At 41.2% G+C, this 18,133-nt stretch carries 17 protein-coding genes; 6 read left to right on the forward strand and 11 right to left on the reverse strand.

The annotated features are described in order from the left end of the window. Positions 1–1,146 (forward strand): lipase family protein, encoded by a 1,146-nt coding sequence (locus tag PIECOFPK_RS05180; protein ID WP_409966668.1) that lies wholly within the window; start codon positions 1–3, stop codon positions 1,144–1,146. Between the two features lie 85 nt (positions 1,147–1,231). Here the strand turns inward: PIECOFPK_RS05180 and PIECOFPK_RS05185 are convergent, their stop codons facing one another. The 5 genes from PIECOFPK_RS05185 to PIECOFPK_RS05205 form a co-directional block, all read right to left on the reverse strand. After that, a complete protein-coding gene (locus tag PIECOFPK_RS05185) occupies positions 1,232–1,774 on the reverse strand; it encodes a CvpA family protein (protein WP_330973350.1) in 543 nt (180 codons plus the stop codon). Positions 1,775–1,809: 35 nt separating this feature from the next. Further along, positions 1,810–2,262 carry a GatB/YqeY domain-containing protein gene (locus tag PIECOFPK_RS05190; protein ID WP_330973351.1) on the reverse strand — a complete coding sequence of 151 codons (453 nt, stop codon included), beginning with the start codon at positions 2,260–2,262 and terminating at the stop codon, positions 1,810–1,812. 57 nt (positions 2,263–2,319) lie between these two features. Next, a complete protein-coding gene (locus tag PIECOFPK_RS05195; protein WP_330973352.1) occupies positions 2,320–3,252 on the reverse strand; it encodes a pseudouridine synthase in 933 nt (310 codons plus the stop codon). A 113-nt stretch (positions 3,253–3,365) separates the two neighbouring features. Then, positions 3,366–3,773: a Spy/CpxP family protein refolding chaperone gene (locus tag PIECOFPK_RS05200; RefSeq protein WP_330973353.1), complete on the reverse strand. Its 408-nt coding sequence runs from the start codon at positions 3,771–3,773 to the stop codon at positions 3,366–3,368. A gap of 57 nt (positions 3,774–3,830) precedes the next feature. Beyond that, positions 3,831–4,547, reverse strand: a complete 717-nt coding sequence (locus tag PIECOFPK_RS05205; protein WP_409966669.1) for a hypothetical protein — start codon at positions 4,545–4,547, stop codon at positions 3,831–3,833. Between the two features lie 177 nt (positions 4,548–4,724). Between PIECOFPK_RS05205 and PIECOFPK_RS05210 the strand changes: the two genes are divergently transcribed. From PIECOFPK_RS05210 to PIECOFPK_RS05220, 3 genes are all read left to right on the forward strand, one after another. Beyond that, positions 4,725–7,067, forward strand: a complete 2,343-nt coding sequence (locus tag PIECOFPK_RS05210; RefSeq protein WP_409966670.1) for an ATP-dependent helicase — start codon at positions 4,725–4,727, stop codon at positions 7,065–7,067. Between the two features lie 113 nt (positions 7,068–7,180). Next, positions 7,181–7,612 (forward strand): tRNA (adenosine(37)-N6)-threonylcarbamoyltransferase complex ATPase subunit type 1 TsaE, encoded by a 432-nt coding sequence (tsaE, locus tag PIECOFPK_RS05215; protein ID WP_409966671.1) that lies wholly within the window; start codon positions 7,181–7,183, stop codon positions 7,610–7,612. 90 nt (positions 7,613–7,702) lie between these two features. Next, entirely contained in the window at positions 7,703–8,917 is a 1,215-nt protein-coding gene (locus tag PIECOFPK_RS05220; RefSeq protein ID WP_330973357.1) for an alanine dehydrogenase, read from the forward strand. Between the two features lie 82 nt (positions 8,918–8,999). Here PIECOFPK_RS05220 and rpiA read toward each other — a convergent pair whose 3' ends face one another. Beyond that, positions 9,000–9,674 carry a ribose-5-phosphate isomerase RpiA gene (rpiA, locus tag PIECOFPK_RS05225; RefSeq protein ID WP_409966672.1) on the reverse strand — a complete coding sequence of 225 codons (675 nt, stop codon included), beginning with the start codon at positions 9,672–9,674 and terminating at the stop codon, positions 9,000–9,002. 38 nt (positions 9,675–9,712) lie between these two features. Then, positions 9,713–10,897 (reverse strand): aspartate aminotransferase family protein, encoded by a 1,185-nt coding sequence (locus PIECOFPK_RS05230; protein ID WP_409966673.1) that lies wholly within the window; start codon positions 10,895–10,897, stop codon positions 9,713–9,715. Between the two features lie 122 nt (positions 10,898–11,019). Between PIECOFPK_RS05230 and PIECOFPK_RS05235 the strand changes: the two genes are divergently transcribed. After that, complete coding sequence (locus tag PIECOFPK_RS05235; protein WP_409966674.1) at positions 11,020–14,358, forward strand: methylmalonyl-CoA mutase family protein; 3,339 nt, start codon at positions 11,020–11,022, stop codon at positions 14,356–14,358. An 88-nt stretch (positions 14,359–14,446) separates the two neighbouring features. Then, on the forward strand, positions 14,447–15,187 hold the full coding sequence (locus PIECOFPK_RS05240) for an MBL fold metallo-hydrolase (RefSeq protein WP_409966675.1): 741 nt from the start codon (positions 14,447–14,449) through the stop codon (positions 15,185–15,187). Positions 15,188–15,345: 158 nt separating this feature from the next. On the opposite strand, the gene PIECOFPK_RS05245 is transcribed toward PIECOFPK_RS05240, so the two are convergent. From PIECOFPK_RS05245 to PIECOFPK_RS05260, 4 genes are all read right to left on the reverse strand, one after another. Continuing rightward, a complete protein-coding gene (locus PIECOFPK_RS05245) occupies positions 15,346–15,732 on the reverse strand; it encodes a hypothetical protein (RefSeq protein ID WP_330973362.1) in 387 nt (128 codons plus the stop codon). A gap of 5 nt (positions 15,733–15,737) precedes the next feature. Beyond that, entirely contained in the window at positions 15,738–16,256 is a 519-nt protein-coding gene (locus PIECOFPK_RS05250; RefSeq protein WP_409966676.1) for a hypothetical protein, read from the reverse strand. 66 nt (positions 16,257–16,322) lie between these two features. Continuing rightward, positions 16,323–16,874, reverse strand: a complete 552-nt coding sequence (locus tag PIECOFPK_RS05255; protein ID WP_330973364.1) for an RNA polymerase sigma factor — start codon at positions 16,872–16,874, stop codon at positions 16,323–16,325. 122 nt (positions 16,875–16,996) lie between these two features. Continuing rightward, the gene (locus PIECOFPK_RS05260; RefSeq protein ID WP_330973365.1) at positions 16,997–17,956 is read right to left on the reverse strand and encodes a transketolase family protein; all 960 of its coding nucleotides are present in this window, start codon (positions 17,954–17,956) and stop codon (positions 16,997–16,999) included. Between the last annotated feature and the right edge of the window lie 177 nt (positions 17,957–18,133).

Here is an 18,133-nt window from a genome sequence, read left to right on the forward strand (position 1 = left end):
ATGCTAATAAGAAGAACAGATGCAACAACAATACACCGCCTCTATTTTTTTGTATCTATCCTTACTATAACTTTTACCCTGTGCGTTTATGCTCAACCCCAACTAAAACCGGGTTTTGATGCGGAAGAATATTTGGCGTTACTGTCGCTAAATTTTTATGGCAACAGTATTGCCGACTCTAATGTAAGAAAAACGCAAAAAGATGTTTACACTAAATTGTATACCTCGCCTGAAGTAGGACTTAAAAATCAATGGAGCCTTTATCTGCGTGAGGACAATGTGGCGGCGATAACAGTGCGCGGTACGGTAGCAAGTCCGGTAAGCTGGTCGGCTAATTTTTACGCAGCTATGATAGCAGCTCAAGGAACCTTACAGCTGAACGATACTACTCTTTTTTCATATAAGCTGGCTGCAGATAAGCAGGCTTATGTGCATGTAGGGTGGACGGTAGCCCTAGCTTCCATGGCTCCAGATATAGTTGCCAAGATAAAAGATTTATACGGCAAAGGAGTGCGCCATTTTTATCTATCTGGTCATAGTCAGGGTGGAGCCATTACTTACTTGTTACGATCTTATCTGTATTATCTACAACAAGATGGAACACTACCTAACGATATTGTTTTTAAAACCTATTGCAGTGCGGCTCCCAAACCCGGTAACATGTTTTATGCTTATGATTATGAGTTTATCAACCGGGGTGGCTGGGCCTTTACTGTAGTAAATCGGTCCGATTGGGTTCCGGAGTCTCCCTATACCATACAACGGCTTCAAGATATGAACGATCTAAATCCTTTAATACACACTAAGAGTTTGCTGAAGAAGCAGTCGTTACTGGTAAGAATTGTAGGAGGTGCTTTGTATAACAAATTGTATCGAAAGCCGCGCAAGGCGCAGGAAGTGTATACCCACTATTTAGGTAAGGTTTTGTATAAAAAGTCTATCAATAAGGAATTAAAGGACTTTAAGGAACCGGAGTACGTGGCATCGGTAAACTATATGCGAGCAGGCACTCCTATTGTACTAATGCCCGATGAGGAGTACCACCAGATTTTTAAAGAAAAGGGCTCTGAGTTTAAGGATTATTTTGTGCATCATCAGTTTGACGCATACTATTTATTGATAAAGAAGCAATACCTGAACCAGTAATAGTGAAAGATATCCTTAATACGCTTATAATAATTGCAGTAACTCCCATCCCATCATCTTACTTCGCTGAAAAATAATTTATGCCTCAGTGTTCCTGAATGCGATGGGCGGCTGATTCAAAAAACTGTTCTAATGCACTAAACATGTTTTTAAAAGCCGGTATAATGCTGCCCAAACTTTCGATAGTAAAGGATCCCAAAGATTTTAGAAAGGGATAGGTGAAAGACGCTTCTATATAACTTGCAGAAAGCAACTTGAGTTGTGTAATGTAAAATAATAGAATGGCGACAGGAGTAAGGTAGATGAGTACAAAAAACACCATGCCGCCAAGTCGGTTAAAAATGCCCAAAAATAATTTTTCAGATACATTATGCACAATGGACGATAATGAGCGTACCAGTAGTGCTACTACTGCAAATACGAGTAGGAAGGCAACAAACGGAACCCAGCGACCAGTAAGGTTAGCCGCTGAGCCAATTTTTTCCGCAAAAACGGAAGACAGTTTCATTGCTGCCGCCAGGCCTACAATGATCGCCAGAAAAGAGCAGACGCCCACAATCAATCCCTGACGTAATCCCCTGATGGCAGCAAGAACTCCAATGATGATGACTATAATGTCGATAACCAAGTGAAAAGCTTTTAAGTGATTACTATAACCTTGGTTTAAGACGCCAACAATTCTTTTACAATGCCGGAGATAGTCTTGCCATCAGCTTTTCCAGCCAAAGCCTTAGTAGCAACACCCATTACTTTCCCCATATCAGCAGGAGAGTTAGCACCTACTTCGGCAATGATTTTCTGTAATTCGATGCGCAGTTCCTCGGGCGAAAGTTGTGCCGGCAGGTATTTTTCGATAATAGCTATTTCAGCTTTTTCTTTCGCTGCCAGATCTGGCCGGTTTTGCTTTTCATAAATCTCCAGCGAGTCTTTTCTTTGTTTTACCAGTCTTTGTAAGAGTTTAATTTCGTCATCCTCACTTAATTCTCCGGAGGCTCCTTCTGCAGTTTTGGCCAGTAAAATGGCTGCTTTAATAGCTCTTAATCCGTTTAAAGCATCAGCATCCTTGGCCAGCATGGCGGCCTTAATATCGGCATTAATGGTTTGTTCTAATGACATATCAAATGTTTTAGGGTAAGCCAATTAAAGGGTAATAAAGTTATTACTTTCCGATTTTTATTTATCGGTTGCAGGTTTGTTTTTATTCTTTTTACCTAGGTATTTCAGATTTCTTACTTCTCTTTCTGTTAAGAAGCGGAACTTGCCGCGGGGAACATTTTTCTTGGTAAGCCCGGCAAACATTACTCTATCTAGGTTTTTTACCTTATAGCCCAAGCTTTCAAAAATGCGGCGTACAATGCGGTTACGGCCACTATGAATTTCTATACCTATCTGTGTTTTGTCCTTCAGGTCACTATATGCCAACACATCCACATAAGCCGGTCCGTCTTCCAATATCACGCCTTTGAGTATTTTATCAAAGTCGGCTTTTGCCAACGGTTTGTCCAGCGTTACAGCATACACTTTTTTCACTTCACTGCTGGGATGTGTAAGTTGTTGGGCCAGCTCCCCATCGTTTGTAATCAGCAAAACCCCCGAAGTATTTCTATCCAAGCGACCAACCGGGTAAACTCTTTCGGTAGTTACTCCTTTTATGAGGTCTAGAACAGTTTTGCGTTTTTTGGGGTCCTCAGTAGTGGTAATATAATCTTTGGGTTTGTTAAGCAGAATATATACTAGCGTTTTGCTGGGTACCACCTTTTTCCCGTTAGCGATGACCACATCGCCATCCTGTACTTTGTATCCCGGCTCGGTGATAACTTTCCCGTTTACTTTAACTAATCCGTCTTTTATCAGCTGGGCCGCGTCTCTTCTACTACAGATACCGCCATGGGCGATATACTTATTGAGCGGCATTTTTTCCTTAATCGCGGGCCGTTCTATTACTGCAGCTTTGGCCTTTTGTTGGGCCGCTTCTTTTTTCTTTTGTTCAAAGAAAGCAGCGCGCTCCTGTTTTTGTTTTCTTTTTTCTTGCTTGATAGCTTCTTTTATTGCAGCGTTGCTTTTTTTGAGAACGAATTTTGCAAAGCGGGGGTCAATTTTTGCCATTATAAATTTTTTTGCTGTTTTTCAACAGTAGATGAATGGCTGCAAAGATACTTCTATTGGGCGTAAAAAAGCCACCTTTTAGAGGTGGCTGTAATGATTAGATGAAAATGAGATTAATTTTCTTTCTTCTTATTTCTTTGAGGGCCGTTCCAGTCTCCTCTTTCTTTCATTTTTGCTGCCAGTTTTTCCTGCTGTTCTTTTGTTAATACGGCATTGATTTTTTCTTGTCTTTCTTGCATTAATGCTCTCATTTTTTCTCTTCTGGCATCATCGGTCAGTGAGTTATCGTTTCTCAATGCCATCATTTTTTCTCTTTGCTCATCATTGATGGCTTTAATTTTACCTTCTTGTTCCTGGGTCAGGTTCAGGTCCTTATAAATGACCATCATATTCCCGCCTCCAGGCCCCCGACGTTCCCCACGGGCTTCTTTTTTATCTTCTTTTGCTGGAGCATTTTGTGCATAGGTAGATGTAAGGCTAAAAGCGCCTATGATTGCTACTAGGAGAATTGTTTTTTTCATATTTCTGTTTTTTAAAATGTATTGTTAAAAACTTTTATAAAGCAATTTTATTTATAGTTATGCATTGCTAGGCTTGTGTGGGCGGCGATGTTTTCTATATTGCTGCCAAATCGCTTTTTGTTCCTCTGTTAATATTTTATCTACTTCAGCACTATGCTGTTTCCTCAATGCTTCAAACTGATGACGTCTTTCATCTGCGTTAAGAGCGGTATTATGCCTGATATCTAATGCTTTCTTTTTAGTATCCAGCATAATGGCTTTTAATTTTTGTTTCTGACTGTCAGTCAATCGTAAGGAGTCCGCATAGGCATTAGATGCTTTTTTTGAAAACTTCCTGCTCTTGGCGTAGCCATCCTTTGACCAGCCGTGAGCTCCTCGGCGAGCCCATTTCGCAAATCCTCTTTTTTTACGATACTCTTTGTAGGACTGTAGTTTTTTGTCCATTAGCTCTTTTTGCTGGGGCGTCAGTACATTTTTTCTCTTATCACTAAATTCAGCCCTTACTGCGGCCAGTTGTTTTCTTTTTTCCTCTTTGGAAAGACTGCTGTCTTTTGCAATAGCCTTTAACTTGTCTCTCATATTTGTGTTGAGCGTTTGTAGCTCTTTTTGCTGTTGCTCAGACAGATTCAGCTCTTTCGAAAAATGGTCTTTTTTGATATGGCGATAGGTGCGAGGACGTTCTTTTACAGAAGAAACCTCCTGAGCATTAATGAAAGTAGCACTTCCCAATACTATAGCTAAAAGACCAGATTTTAATAAATGTAATGTCTCCATATGTACTCTATTTTTAAGTAAGATGAAGGTTGTACCTGAAAGGTTTTACATCATATTGTTAAGATTTATAGAAACCTTAAATGTGACTTTTCGTAATGAGCATGGTTTAATAGGCTAAATTCTCCCAAATGATAATTTTATGTGAAAGCTTTAGGTACCTATTCGTAACTTGCGCCCATGCAGGATTACTTACAAGGATTGAATGAAAGACAGCGGGAGGCGGTATTGCATATACATGGCCCGATCATGATTATTGCAGGAGCGGGAAGCGGAAAAACCAAAGTGCTTACCACGCGAATCGCACACTTAATGGCTAGTGGGGTGGATGCTTTCAATATTCTGGCATTGACTTTCACTAATAAGGCCGCTAAGGAAATGAAGGAGCGGGTGGAACATATCTTAGGTAATAATGAAGCTCGCAATTTATATATAGGTACTTTTCACAGTGTATTTGCGCGGATTTTAAGAGCCGATGCTCACCGGCTGGGCTATCCTAACAATTTTACTATTTATGACACCGATGATGCCAAAAGCGTGGTGAAAACCGTAATCAATGAAATGCATCTTGATGACAAACTGTATAAGCCGGCTACGGTTTACAACCGCATTTCGGCTGCCAAGAATGCATTGGTTACCCCTCTAGATTACGCCAACGACTATTACATACAACAAGAAGATATGCGGGCTAATCGACCGGCACTTGCAAAAATTTATGATGCTTATTGCAAGCGGTGCTTTAAGAACGGCGCGATGGATTTTGATGACCTTTTGCTGAAGTTTTATGAGTTGTTAAAAACCTTTCCGGACTTGCTGAGTAAGTACCAGCATAAGTTTAAATTTATTTTAATTGATGAGTATCAGGATACTAACCCGGCTCAGTATGCAATTATTAAAATGCTGGGAGCCATGCATGAGAATGTATGCGTAGTAGGGGATGATGCGCAGAGTATTTACAGTTTCCGTGGGGCAACTATTCAAAATATATTACAGTTTCAGAAAGATTATGATGATGTGAAGGTGGTAAAGCTGGAACAAAATTATCGTAGTACTCAGAACATCATCAATGCAGCCAACTCCGTCATCAGCAAAAATAAGGGGCAAATTCCCAAGGTATTATTTACCGAGAATGCTAGTGGAGAAAAAATCAAAGTTGTCAAGACGATGTCTGACAATGATGAGGGAAAGTTTATAGCTGACACTATTCAGGAGCAGAAATTGCGGAATCATTTTGCCAACAAAGATTTTGCTATTCTGTATCGTACCAATGCCCAAAGCCGTGCTTTTGAGGAGGCATTGAGGCGTTTGAACATTCCTTATACTATTTATGGAGGGATTAGCTTCTATCAGCGAAAGGAAATAAAAGACCTGTTAGCCTATCTGCGATTAATCATCAATACTAAGGATGAGGAAGCGCTAAAACGCATTATCAATTATCCTACCCGCGGCATTGGTAAGACTACGGTAGATAAGATTATTCTGTTAGCTAATACGCATAATATTACCATGTGGGAGGTGCTAGAAAATGCACCTCAGTTTGGGTTCAGGTCAGGAACACTGGAAGCCATCAATGAGTTTGTGACCATGATTAAGAGCTTCATTAGCATGCTGGGTAAGCATAATGCCTATGAAGTGGCTTTCCACGTTGGTAAACAAACGAACCTGGTAAAAGAGCTATTCAATGATAAGAGTACCGAAGGGCTTCAGAAGTATGAAAACATTCAGGAATTGCTGAACTCCATCAAAGAATGGGTCGAAAGCCCGGATAACGAGGAAGGTGAAGTTGTAGATAAAACCTTGGGTGCCTATCTGCAACAGATTACCCTGCTTACCGATGCGGACGAAAAAGATCCTGATGCTGATACGGTAAAACTAATGACCATTCACGCGGCGAAAGGATTGGAGTTCGAATGTGTATTTGCGGCCGGATTGGAGGAAATGTTGTTCCCCAATGCTATGAGTATTAATACAAGAGATGAGCTCGAAGAAGAACGTCGTTTATTTTATGTAGTCATTACCCGGGCTAAGAAAAAACTCTGGATAACTTATGCACATACCCGATATAAATTCGGCTCTTTGGTGCAAAACGAACCTAGCCGCTTTATCGAAGAGCTGCCGGAAGAGTTTTTGGACAGAACTTATGCCGGCGGAGGAACACGCTTGTCATCATCCTTCTCTCCAGGAGGCAGCGCTTTTGACCGCTTGAATGGAGGTTGGGGGCAGGATACCCTACTGGATGCAGAAAGAAAATACGGACCACCCCCCTCTAAAAAGACCACACCATCTTATCTCTCTCCCAAACCGGAGCCTAAGGTAAAAGAACATACCCCTACACCGGGTTTTGTTGCAAGTGATGTTTCGGAAATACAGGTGGGCAAACGGGTAGAGCATCAGAAATTTGGTTTTGGGGAGGTGATTAAAATGGAGGGGGCCAGCCATAATCCTATGGCGTTGATCAGATTTGAGCATAATGGCGAGAAAAAGATCTTACTTAACTATGCAAAACTTAGAGTGGTGGAATAGGGTTTTGAAAATAACTCCCTTTGGTTATCGAGCTTTGCTTTCATAGGGAATGAAGACGATTAATTGAATTATTATATTTCTTAAAGACGGATATTTGCGTTTTTAATTACACTATGTCGTTTATTACGAAAGAGTATAGCATACAGGATATAGATAGTGTGGCAAAGTGGTTTTGGGACCAGGTGAAAGATCATAAAGTAATTGCACTGCACGGTAATATGGGTGCAGGCAAAACAACACTGGTGAGTGCGGTATGCAAGTTGCTGGGTGTTCAGGATGCAGTAAGTAGCCCTACTTTCTCTATTATTAATGAGTATATGTATTCGCATAATGAAGCGCAAGATGTAATATTTCATATTGATTTATATAGATTAAAAGACGAGGAAGAAGCCATTCAGGCTGGAGTGGAAGACTGCCTATATAGTGGCAATTATTGCTTTGTGGAATGGCCGGAGCGTATACCAGACTTATTACCTCCGGATGCGATACATGTATATCTACATCAGGATGAAGGTAATACCCGTACTATTGAAATTACGCAATAAGAACCGAAAAGATTCAGTAAGTTTGAAGAAGGTAACCTTTCAAAATGGCATCCATTATAAACCCGAATTTTATAGCACACCATTGTACATATGAGTAAAAAGAAGCCTATCGTTAGCCCGTCATTTAGCTATGAAACACTAGAGGAAACACTGGATATAAAAGTGAAAGGTTCAGGAATGACGATTGGCATACCTAAGGAAATTGCATTTCAAGAAAACAGAGTGGCGTTGACACCGGATGCAGTAAGTGTATTAGTGAATAATGGACACACCGTGGTTCTGGAACATAATGCGGGAGACGCTTCCCATTTCAGAGACCAAGAATATAGCGATGCAGGTGCTAAGATTGTTTATAGCCGCGAAGAAGTTTTTAAAGCCCCTATATTGGTAAAGAGTGCGCCGGTTGTGGAGGAGGATTTGCCATTGCTGCAGATGAATCAATGCATTATATCTCCTTTGCATTTATCCGTGCTCAGGCAGGAGGTATTGTGTACGATGATGCAGAAGAAAATAACGGCTATCTCCTTCGAAAATCTTAAAGATGATTCTGACTCCTATCCCATAGTGCGTAGTATGAGTGAGATTGCCGGTAGTGCGGTGATGTTGATTGCAGCACAGTATTTAAGCTCTGCCAATCATGGAAAAGGGGTATTGCTCGGAGGAATTTCCGGAATTGCACCTACCAAGGTGATTATTATTGGGGCAGGAATTGTAGGAGAGTATGCAGCCCGAGCCGCACTGGCACTCGGTGCCTCGGTAAAAGTATTTGATAATAATGTTAGTCGATTAAAACGCTTGCAGAATACTATTGGACAACGTCTGTGGACCTCGGTTATTGAACCTAAACTGCTGGCTAAGCAATTACGCACTTGCGAAGTGGCTGTAGGTGCTCTGGCCAATCAGAACGGCCGTACGCCTATGGTCGTTACAGAAGAAATGGTCAGCGGTATGCGTCCCGGCTCGGTAATCATTGATGCAAGCATTGATCGTGGCGGATGTTTTGAGACATCAGAAGTGACTTCACATGAGGCACCTATTTTTATAAAATACGGTGTGATTCATTATTGTGTACCCAATATCCCTTCGGGCTTTTCACGCACAGCATCTCAGGCTATTAGTAATGTATTAATGCCTCTACTGATTGAGGCCGGTGAGGCTGGAGGTGTCGAAGAATTGGCTTGGCATAAAGTACATTTACGTCATGGTATTTATCTATTTAAAGGATACCTGACCAATTTCTATCTTAGCCAACGTTTTGATCTTAAGTACACAGATTTGAACTTGCTTATTGCAAGCCAAAGGTGAACATCCTGTTAGATTAATAAAGATTATTAATAAAAGCACGAGGCCTTTTGCTTCGTGCTTTTATTTGCAAACTCAATTATAATTACTTTTCAAATACTACTATATCATCTCCCTGCGCCATGATTACCCTGGATGCGAGGTTAAGGAATAAGCCATGTTCAACTACTCCTACGATAGTATTGATTTGTTTTTCTAATGTAGTAGGATCTTCAATAAGCCCGAAATCCGCATCAATAATGTAATTGCCTTGATCTGTTTGATATGGTTGATCTTCTTTTTTGCGTACAATTCCTTGGCCTCCTAATTTTTGTAACTTGCGGAGAACATAATTGTACGAAAAAGGAATCACTTCTATAGGAACTTTGAATTTCCCCAGTTTGTCTACTTTTTTGGAACTGTCGGTGATGACAATGAATCTTCTGGTCATAGAGGCTACGATTTTTTCTCGTAGCAATGCTCCTCCGCCCCCTTTTATAAGTTCTAGCTTGGGCGTGAACTCATCGGCTCCGTCTATAGTGAGATCAATGTGATCAATGGTATTGATATCTACTAAAGGGATTTGCAGTGAAGCGGCCATCTCGCGTGTGTGCTCTGATGTAGGTACAGCTTGTATCTGTAGGCCTTGTTTTACCAGCTCGCCAGTGGCTTGTATCGCATAGTAGGCAGTGGAACCCGTTCCCAGTCCTACAATCATACCATTTTGAATTTCTTTTACGGCTTCTAATGCCGCTCTTTGTTTTTCGTTGTTGGGGTTCATATTCTTTCTTTATAGTTCGTCGTTAGTGCTTATTCGTTTCAGATTTCGTCATTTAAGACCTCTAGTATGATGTGGCATGCTCTTTCTATTTCTTCATCAGTTATTGTCAGGGGGGGACAAATGCGTAAGCAGGATGATGCAAATAAGAACCAGTCTGTCAAAGCTCCCCTTGCAATAATGGCGTCAATGATTTTTTTGTTTGTCTCAAAGTTTTCAAATTCCACAGCCATTAACAGTCCTACATTTCTTACCGCTTGTATTTTTGCGTGTTGTAATGCCGATAAAAAAAGTCCGGCTTTACGGGCAACATCTTCATATAATTTCTCTTGAATCAGCATTTCAAAACTTGCCAGCCCCGCAGCGCAGCAAACCGGATGTCCACCAAATGTGGTGATATGTCCCAATACAGGATTTTCAGCTAATTGCATCATCAAGGCTTTGTCTGCAACAAAAGCGCCCAAAGGCATGCCACCACCGATAGCTTTGCCTAGTAGTAGTATATCCGGTATGACATCAAAGTTTTCAAAGCCCCACAGTTTGCCGGTTCTGCCAAAACCTGTTTGTATCTCATCGAGAATTAGCAGTGTGCCTGTTGTAGTGCATTTGTCTCTCACAGCCTGTATCCAGCCTTTTTCGGGGGCTATAACCCCGGCTTCGGCCTGAACAGTTTCCAGTATTACGCAAGCAGTATCTTCGTCAATTGCTTCTAGCAATGCTTCGCTATTGTAAGGAAGATGAAGAACGCCAGGCAGCAGCGGCCTGAAAGCATTTCGCCAATATTCGCTGCCTATGATACTCAGTGCGCCTTGTGTAGACCCATGATAAGCATTTTTGCAGGCGATAATTTTGGTTCGGTTAGTGGCGCGTTTGGCTAATTTCATAGCTCCTTCCACAGCCTCCGCTCCGGAGTTAGTAAAGTATACCGAATTTAAAGTGGAGGGGAGGTGTTGTACTAGCTGTGTGGCGTACTGTACCTGAGGGGTTTCTACAAATTCGCCGTATACCATAATGTGCATGTAGGCATCCAGTTGTTTCTGAATGGCTTTAATCACCTTCGGATGCCTGTGCCCGGTATTCGCTACACTAATGCCGCCTATCAAATCGATATATGTTTTTCCTGTAGTATCAAACAATAAGCAGCCTTCGGCTCTCACTATCTCCAATGCAAGTGGCGCAGTAGAAGTTTGTGCTACATGTCTTAGAAAAAGTTCTCGTTGATTCATAGCGGGTCAAAAGTAAGAAAAGGATAGCGGTTTAGAGAGAAGTAAGATGCATAATACATAATTTGAGTATCCGGAAATAGATGAAAAAATTCATGTAAGTTTGTTTATATCTGTTTGACCATATGAAAAACAATCCGCATACCATCATTCGTATTGTTACTGCTGCTTCATTATTTGACGGTCATGATGCTGCTATTAACATCATGCGTCGCATTCTGCAAGCTAAGGGCGCCGAGGTAATTCATTTGGGACATAACCGCAGTGCTTATGAAATTGTGGAATGTGCTATTGAGGAGGATGCTCATGCAATTGCCATTACCAGTTATCAGGGGGGACACTTGGAATTTTTTAAATACATAAGAGATATGCTGGAGGATGCTGGGTGTGGGCATATAAAAGTTTTCGGCGGAGGTGGGGGTACCATTCTGCCCGAAGAAATAGATGCATTGCATAACTATGAAATTTCCAGAATTTATTCTCCCGATGATGGTCGGCAAATGGGACTGGAGGGTATGATCGAGGATGTACTGGCAAAGTGTGCACTGGATAATGCTCCCTATATCAATGCTGCAGAAAACTGGCATAGTGTCGCGCCGCTAGAAAAAATAAAAGACGTACGGCGCATAGCTCGAGCTATCACCCTTGCAGAGAGTGGGGTGGATTATACGGCTTTGATGCATCAGCTTGTGAATGATGGGGCAAAGCAGCAGGGTGTAGTATTAGGGATTACCGGTACGGGAGGAGCTGGAAAATCTTCCGTTACCGATGAAATCGTAAGAAGGTTTTTGAATTATACGGATAAAACCATTGCGGTCATTTCGATCGATCCTTCTCGGAAAAAGACTGGTGGGGCATTGCTGGGCGATCGTATCAGAATGAACAGCATCTCTCATCCCCGAGCCTATATGCGTTCTATCGCCACCCGCAACGAGCATATGGCATTAAGTGCTACGGCTCGGGATGCTATTGCGATATGCAAGGAAGTGGGCTTTGATATGATTATTTTGGAAAGTGCCGGTGTAGGGCAAAGCGATACCTCTATAGTTGACTATTGCGATGTGAGTATGTATGTTATGACTCCCGAATACGGCGCAGCTACCCAGCTGGAAAAAATCAATATGCTCGATTATGCAGATTTAGTTTGCATAAACAAGTTTGATAAGTTGGGAGCAATGGATGCACTTCATGATATACGCAAGCAGTACAAGCGAAATCATCAGTTGTGGGATGCTCCAGATGAGACATTGCCTGTGATAGGTACCATCGCAGCACAGTTTAATGACGCAGGTGTTAACAAACTTTTTGAAAAGTTGATGGATGTTATTGCTAAAAAAACGGGGGTGACGTTTTATTCCTCAGCAACACAGCAGCAGCAAGGAGAAACTTTTAATAGATCGCAGATTATTCCTCCCCAGCGGAGTCGTTATTTATCAGAGATTGTAGAGTGTATTCACAATTACGATAGCTGGGTGGAGAAGCAATGCGGCATTGCCTCTGCATTGTACCAGTTATATGGAGCGAAAGAACTGATAAAAAACGATTCACTAATCGATGAAAAAATTCGGGAACTACAGCATGAGTTGCATCCGCAATGTAAAGAGTTGATAGAAGAGTGGCCGAAGGTGAAAGAAGTTTATGCGAAAAATTATCTAGAATATAAAGTCAGAGATAAAATTGTGCATCAGTCTCTGGTCTCCACTTCGCTAAGTGGGCTTACCGTAAAAAAAGTATCGCTTCCTACATATAAGGATTGGGGAGATATTCTAAAATGGCGATTGCAAGAAAACTTGCCGGGAAAATTTCCTTTTACCGCCGGCGTATTTGAGCTGAAAAGGAACGAAGAGGAGCCTACGCGTATGTTTGCGGGAGAAGGAACTCCAGAGCGAACTAATAAGCGATTTCATTATTTGAGCTTGCAACAACCGGCCAAGCGATTGAGCACGGCATTTGACAGTGTAACCCTATACGGAGAAGATCCGGATTACAGAGCTGATATCTATGGAAAAATTGGTAATAGCGGGGTGAGTGTGGCTACCATTGACGATGCGAAAAAGCTTTACAGCGGTTTTGATTTATGTGATCCAGCCACTTCAGTTTCGATGACAATTAATGGCCCAGCGCCTATCATACTGGCATTTTTTCTTAACACGGCGATTGATCAGCAGTGTGAAAAATGGCTTACTAATAATGGCCACAAATGGAATATCGATGGTAATACCGAAAATAATGTTCCCATATACAGAGGTACGCTGCCAGAAGGTCACAATGGGTTAGGTTTAAAGCTGCTGGGGCTTAGTGGAGATACATTATTGCCCCCTGAAGTGTATGAGAAAATTAAAGCGGATACCTTGTTAAAAGTAAGAGGAACGGTTCAGGCTGATATTTTAAAGGAGGACCAAGCTCAGAATACCTGCATTTTCTCTACCGAATTTTCCCTGAAATTGATGGGCGATGTACAGGAATATTTTATCGCCAATAAGGTACGCAATTTTTACAGTGTGAGCATCAGCGGTTATCATATCGCGGAGGCTGGAGCAAATCCTATAACACAGCTGGCGTTTACTCTGGCAAACGGCTTTACATATGTGGAGTACTATTTGAGCCGCGGCATGCATATTGATGATTTTGCTCCCAATCTGTCTTTCTTTTTTAGTAATGGAATGGATCCTGAGTATAGCGTCATCGGCCGTGTGGCACGGCGCATATGGGCCAAAGCCATGAAGGAAAAGTATGGTGCGAATGAGCGTTCTCAGAAATTGAAATATCACATTCAAACATCAGGCAGGAGTTTGCACGCTCAGGAGATAGATTTCAATGATATCAGAACGACGCTGCAAGCATTATATGCCATTTACGACAATTGCAACTCGCTTCACACCAATGCGTATGATGAGGCAATTACCACGCCTACCGAAGAAAGCGTACGTCGTGCCATGGCCATTCAGCTGATTATCAATAAAGAGTTGGGCAGTGTGAAATCGGAAAATTTTTTACAAGGCAGCTTTGCTGTGGAAGAATTGACGAATTTGGTAGAAGATGCTGTATTGAAAGAGTTTGATCGCATTACCGAACGAGGAGGCGTTATTGGAGCCATGGAGCGAATGTATCAGCGAAATAAAATTCAAGAAGAAAGCATCTATTACGAAACGCAGAAGAATTCAGGTGAACTTCCGATAATTGGTGTGAACACTTTTTTAAATAAAGAAGGAAGTCCAACCCTATTGCCACATCAGGTTACCCGTAGTACTCAAGAGGAGAAAAAACAGCAGGTGGAAAACTTGCGGGCTTTTCAGCAACGACACCATGAGCGGAGCACATCGGCTTTACAGAGGCTAAAAAAAGTTGCTTTAAATAATGGAAATGTTTTTGCCGAGTTGATGGAATGTGTGAAATACTGCTCGCTCGGACAAATTACACGCGCTCTATATGAAGTGGGGGGGCAGTACAGAAGAAATATGTAGTACAGAACATCTAGACTTGATGGGACATCCCAGCATCTTTTCATTGTTAATAAATCCAGGCTCAATAATAACAGCTATTTTTGGGCTTATGAAAATTATTCCACTTTCTGAAGGTGCTTTTACGGTAGACGCTACAAAAAAATTTGTGCCATTTCATGTAGGACAGGATGCTATGACTGACCGTTCTCGCGGAAGTTTGTTGGTGGAGATACAACCTTTCGTGGTCATTACGGACAATGACATTATACTACTGGATACCGGCCTGGGGCAAAAAAATGAGCAGGGGCAGTTTCAATTATTTAAAAACTTGAGTGAACATGGGCTAAATGCAGATGATATTACCAAAGTTATCATGAGTCATCTGCATAAGGACCATGTAAGCGGGCTGATCAATCCTTATACGGGGCAGTTGTCTTTTGAAAACGCTACGCATTATATCCAGAAGCAGGAATTAGAATATGCGCTGCAGGGTGGTTCAGTCTCGTATCATACCGAAATGCTGGAGCTATTAAAGTCTGCCGATAATGTGGTCCTGTCTGAAGCAGAGCAAGGCACATTAGGGGAAGGCATTCGTTATGAAATAACAGGAGCGCATTCTAAGTTTCATCGGGTAATATGGATAGAAGACGGGGATGAGATTGCTTTTTTCGGAGGAGATGATGCACCGCAACTATCTCAAATGCGCACTCGCTTTGCAGCTAAATATGATTTCGATGGCAAAAAAGCCATGCAATTGCGCGAAAAATGGCTGAAGGAAGGAGCTGAGGGGGGGTGGAAGTTTTTATTTTATCATGATATCAAAACCCCTATACACCAATTCAATGAGTAAACACTGAATTTTAAGGAGGTCTTTCTCTGTATATTAATTGCTACAAATAAAAAGGGCCTGCCCTAAAAAGAGCTGGCCGTTGCTAACCTATGAAAAACACCAAGAGCAAAAGTAAGAAATACAATTATTCAAAAAAAATTTTTGAGCTAAAATTTTACTTAATTAATGTTTAAACTTTTATTTTTTCTTTTGCGTAATTCTTCTCGAACCTGTCTTCTAAAGTTTTGCTCTTGGGCAAAGAAAGCATTGGCCTTTTCTACTCCTATAATAGGCGTAAATTGTTTACGGTATTTAATTTTCAAGTCTGCAATTTTACGCTCTCGCTCCAGTGGGTCTTTATGAGCTTTTATTACATTCCTGCGCTCCTGCAGATATTTATTCACATGAGGTTTAAGGCTGGATGCCTGGGATTTATTTAATGTTAAGTTTTTGCTAACGTAAGTAAAAAATAAATCATTTATCCTTACTGAGTCTGTTGGGGAAGACTGAGCAGCTACGGATAGGGATAAATATATAATGGTTAGTATGGACAAAATGAATCTCATCTTTGTCAGTTTAAAATTCCATCATAGGTACTGGTTTCATTTAAAAAGTTCAGCAGCTCCTGGTTGCTGATATTTTTAAATAAGGTATTGCCTTCAGAAATATCTTCGCTATTTAGCATATTATCAATATCCGCATCAATAAAACTTGTAAGCTCATCCACGCTTACGTACTGAATGGCGGCGTCAGAACTGGATGCAGCCACTAATTCATTATGCTTACGGGAGAATTTGAAAACGGCTGTAATAATCATGAATGCTGTAATAACAGCAGCAGCTACCCACCACCTACGTAATCGGATAACAGTGGTGCGGCGGTCCGGCTGGCCTTTTATTTTTCCAAAATAGCCATCTGGAACAGCGTAGGGCATTGCTCTCGAAACACTCTTTAGTAATGGGTAAGTCTTTAATTCATTTTCTATTTCTTCTTCTTTTATTTTATCAAGAAGTGTTTTTTCCAAATTCTCAAAATAATGGGTGGGAACCCTGTAAGGGGGCTCTGAAAGTTGAGGGTTTTTGACCTTCATCAAAATACTCGGTATGTTGTCCCGTTCTTCCATTTGCAAAATCAGACAAACTGATGATAAAAAAGTTTAATGGTGCAACAAATAATCCTCAATTTTTTTAGCCGCATGATGGTAGCTGGCTTTTAGCGATCCGGTAGAAACTCTCAGAATTTCGCTGATTTCATTGTACGGCATTTCGTCGAAATATCGCAAACAAAATACGAGCCTTTGCTGTTCGGGTAATGTTTGAATGGCTAACTGCAATTTCCATTCCAGTTTGCTAGCATCGAAATAGGGGTCTGCTTTTACACTGTTTTGTAAGTCTGAAGTGTCTCCCAGGTCTACGATGCGTGCCTTTTGCTGCTTGTGGAGAAAAGTGATACTTTCATTAGTGGCTATGCGATATAGCCATGTATATAATTTACTTTCCTCGCGAAAATGCTCTAGGCCTTTCCACATTTTTATAAAAACATTTTGCAGTACATCATCTGCATCTTCGTGTACCACCACCAGTCGCCTTATATGCCAGTAGAGTTTTTCCTTGTATTTAGATACAATCAGGGAAAAAGCCTTCTCTTTCGTGCGTTCGTCACGAAAAAGAGCCAGTAGGGCTTCATCTGTAAGGCCTTGCTGATGCATCTAACTTATAAATTGACTATTTTTCGACACTAAGGTTTAAAGCAAAGACGTTAGCATTTTTTAGTGGCATATAAAAAACCCTATGGGCAAATGCCATAGGGTTTTATCGGAAGAAAATTATATTAACCTTTTCTTGCAATAGCTCTTTCGGCGGCAGCTACAATATCGGGAACGTCTAATCCGTATTTCTTCAGAAGTTCCTTAGGAGTACCACTCTCACCAAAGGTGTCTTTAGTGCCCACAAATTCGATAGGAATTGGAAAATGTTTAGCTGCACATTGGGCAATCACATCACCCATACCCCCGATAATATTGTGCTCTTCGGCGGTTACAGCACATTTGGTTTTCTTGATCGAATTGATGACAGCCTCTTCATCTAATGGCTTAATGGTGTGGATATTAATTACTTCCACGCTGATGCCTTTTTCCTCCAGAATGGCGCCGGCTTGAATGGCGTTCCAAACCATGTGACCGCAGGCAAATATGGTTACATCGGTACCCTCAGAGAAAAACTGAGCTTTTCCGATAACAAAATCTTCTTCTTTGGTAAAAATAGGCCAGCTAGGACGTCCGAAACGCAAGTAAACAGGTCCTTCGTATGCGGCTATGGCCTTGGTGGCTGCTTTGGTTTGTGTATAATCGCAAGGTACGATTACGGTCATACCCGGCAGCATTTTCATCAGACCTATGTCTTCCAAAATCTGGTGAGTGGCACCATCTTCTCCCAACGTAACACCGGCGTGAGAAGCACAAATTTTTACGTTTTTACCACTGTAGGCAATAGATTGACGTATCTGGTCGTATACACGGCCGGTACTGAAGTTAGCGAATGTGGTTGTGAAAGGAATTTTTCCTCCTATGGCTAGGCCTGCTGCGATACCCATCATGTTCGCTTCGGCAATACCGCACTGAATAAATCTATCTGGAAATTCTTTAACGAATTGATTTAATTTCATTGATCCCAGCAGATCAGCAGTAAGTGCCACGATATTTTCATTGTTGCGGGCAGCTTCTACTATACCATCACCGAATCCGCTTCTTGTGTCTTTACTTCCTGTTGATTGAATATCTTTTAAAGCCATCGTAAAAAGTTTAGTAGCAAACGTAATGAAAAAAAGTCAATCCATTTAATGCTATTTGCATTAAATGTTAGAAATACATTTTTTATTTTCCTAATTTTAGAGCGTTTAAAAATAGCTAATATTTCCTAAAAATTGCACAATACTATTTCTACTTATAAAATCTGGTATGAAAATGGT

Source organism: Chitinophagaceae bacterium C216, assembly GCA_028485475.2.
GTDB classification, from domain to species: domain Bacteria; phylum Bacteroidota; class Bacteroidia; order Chitinophagales; family Chitinophagaceae; genus Niabella; species Niabella composti.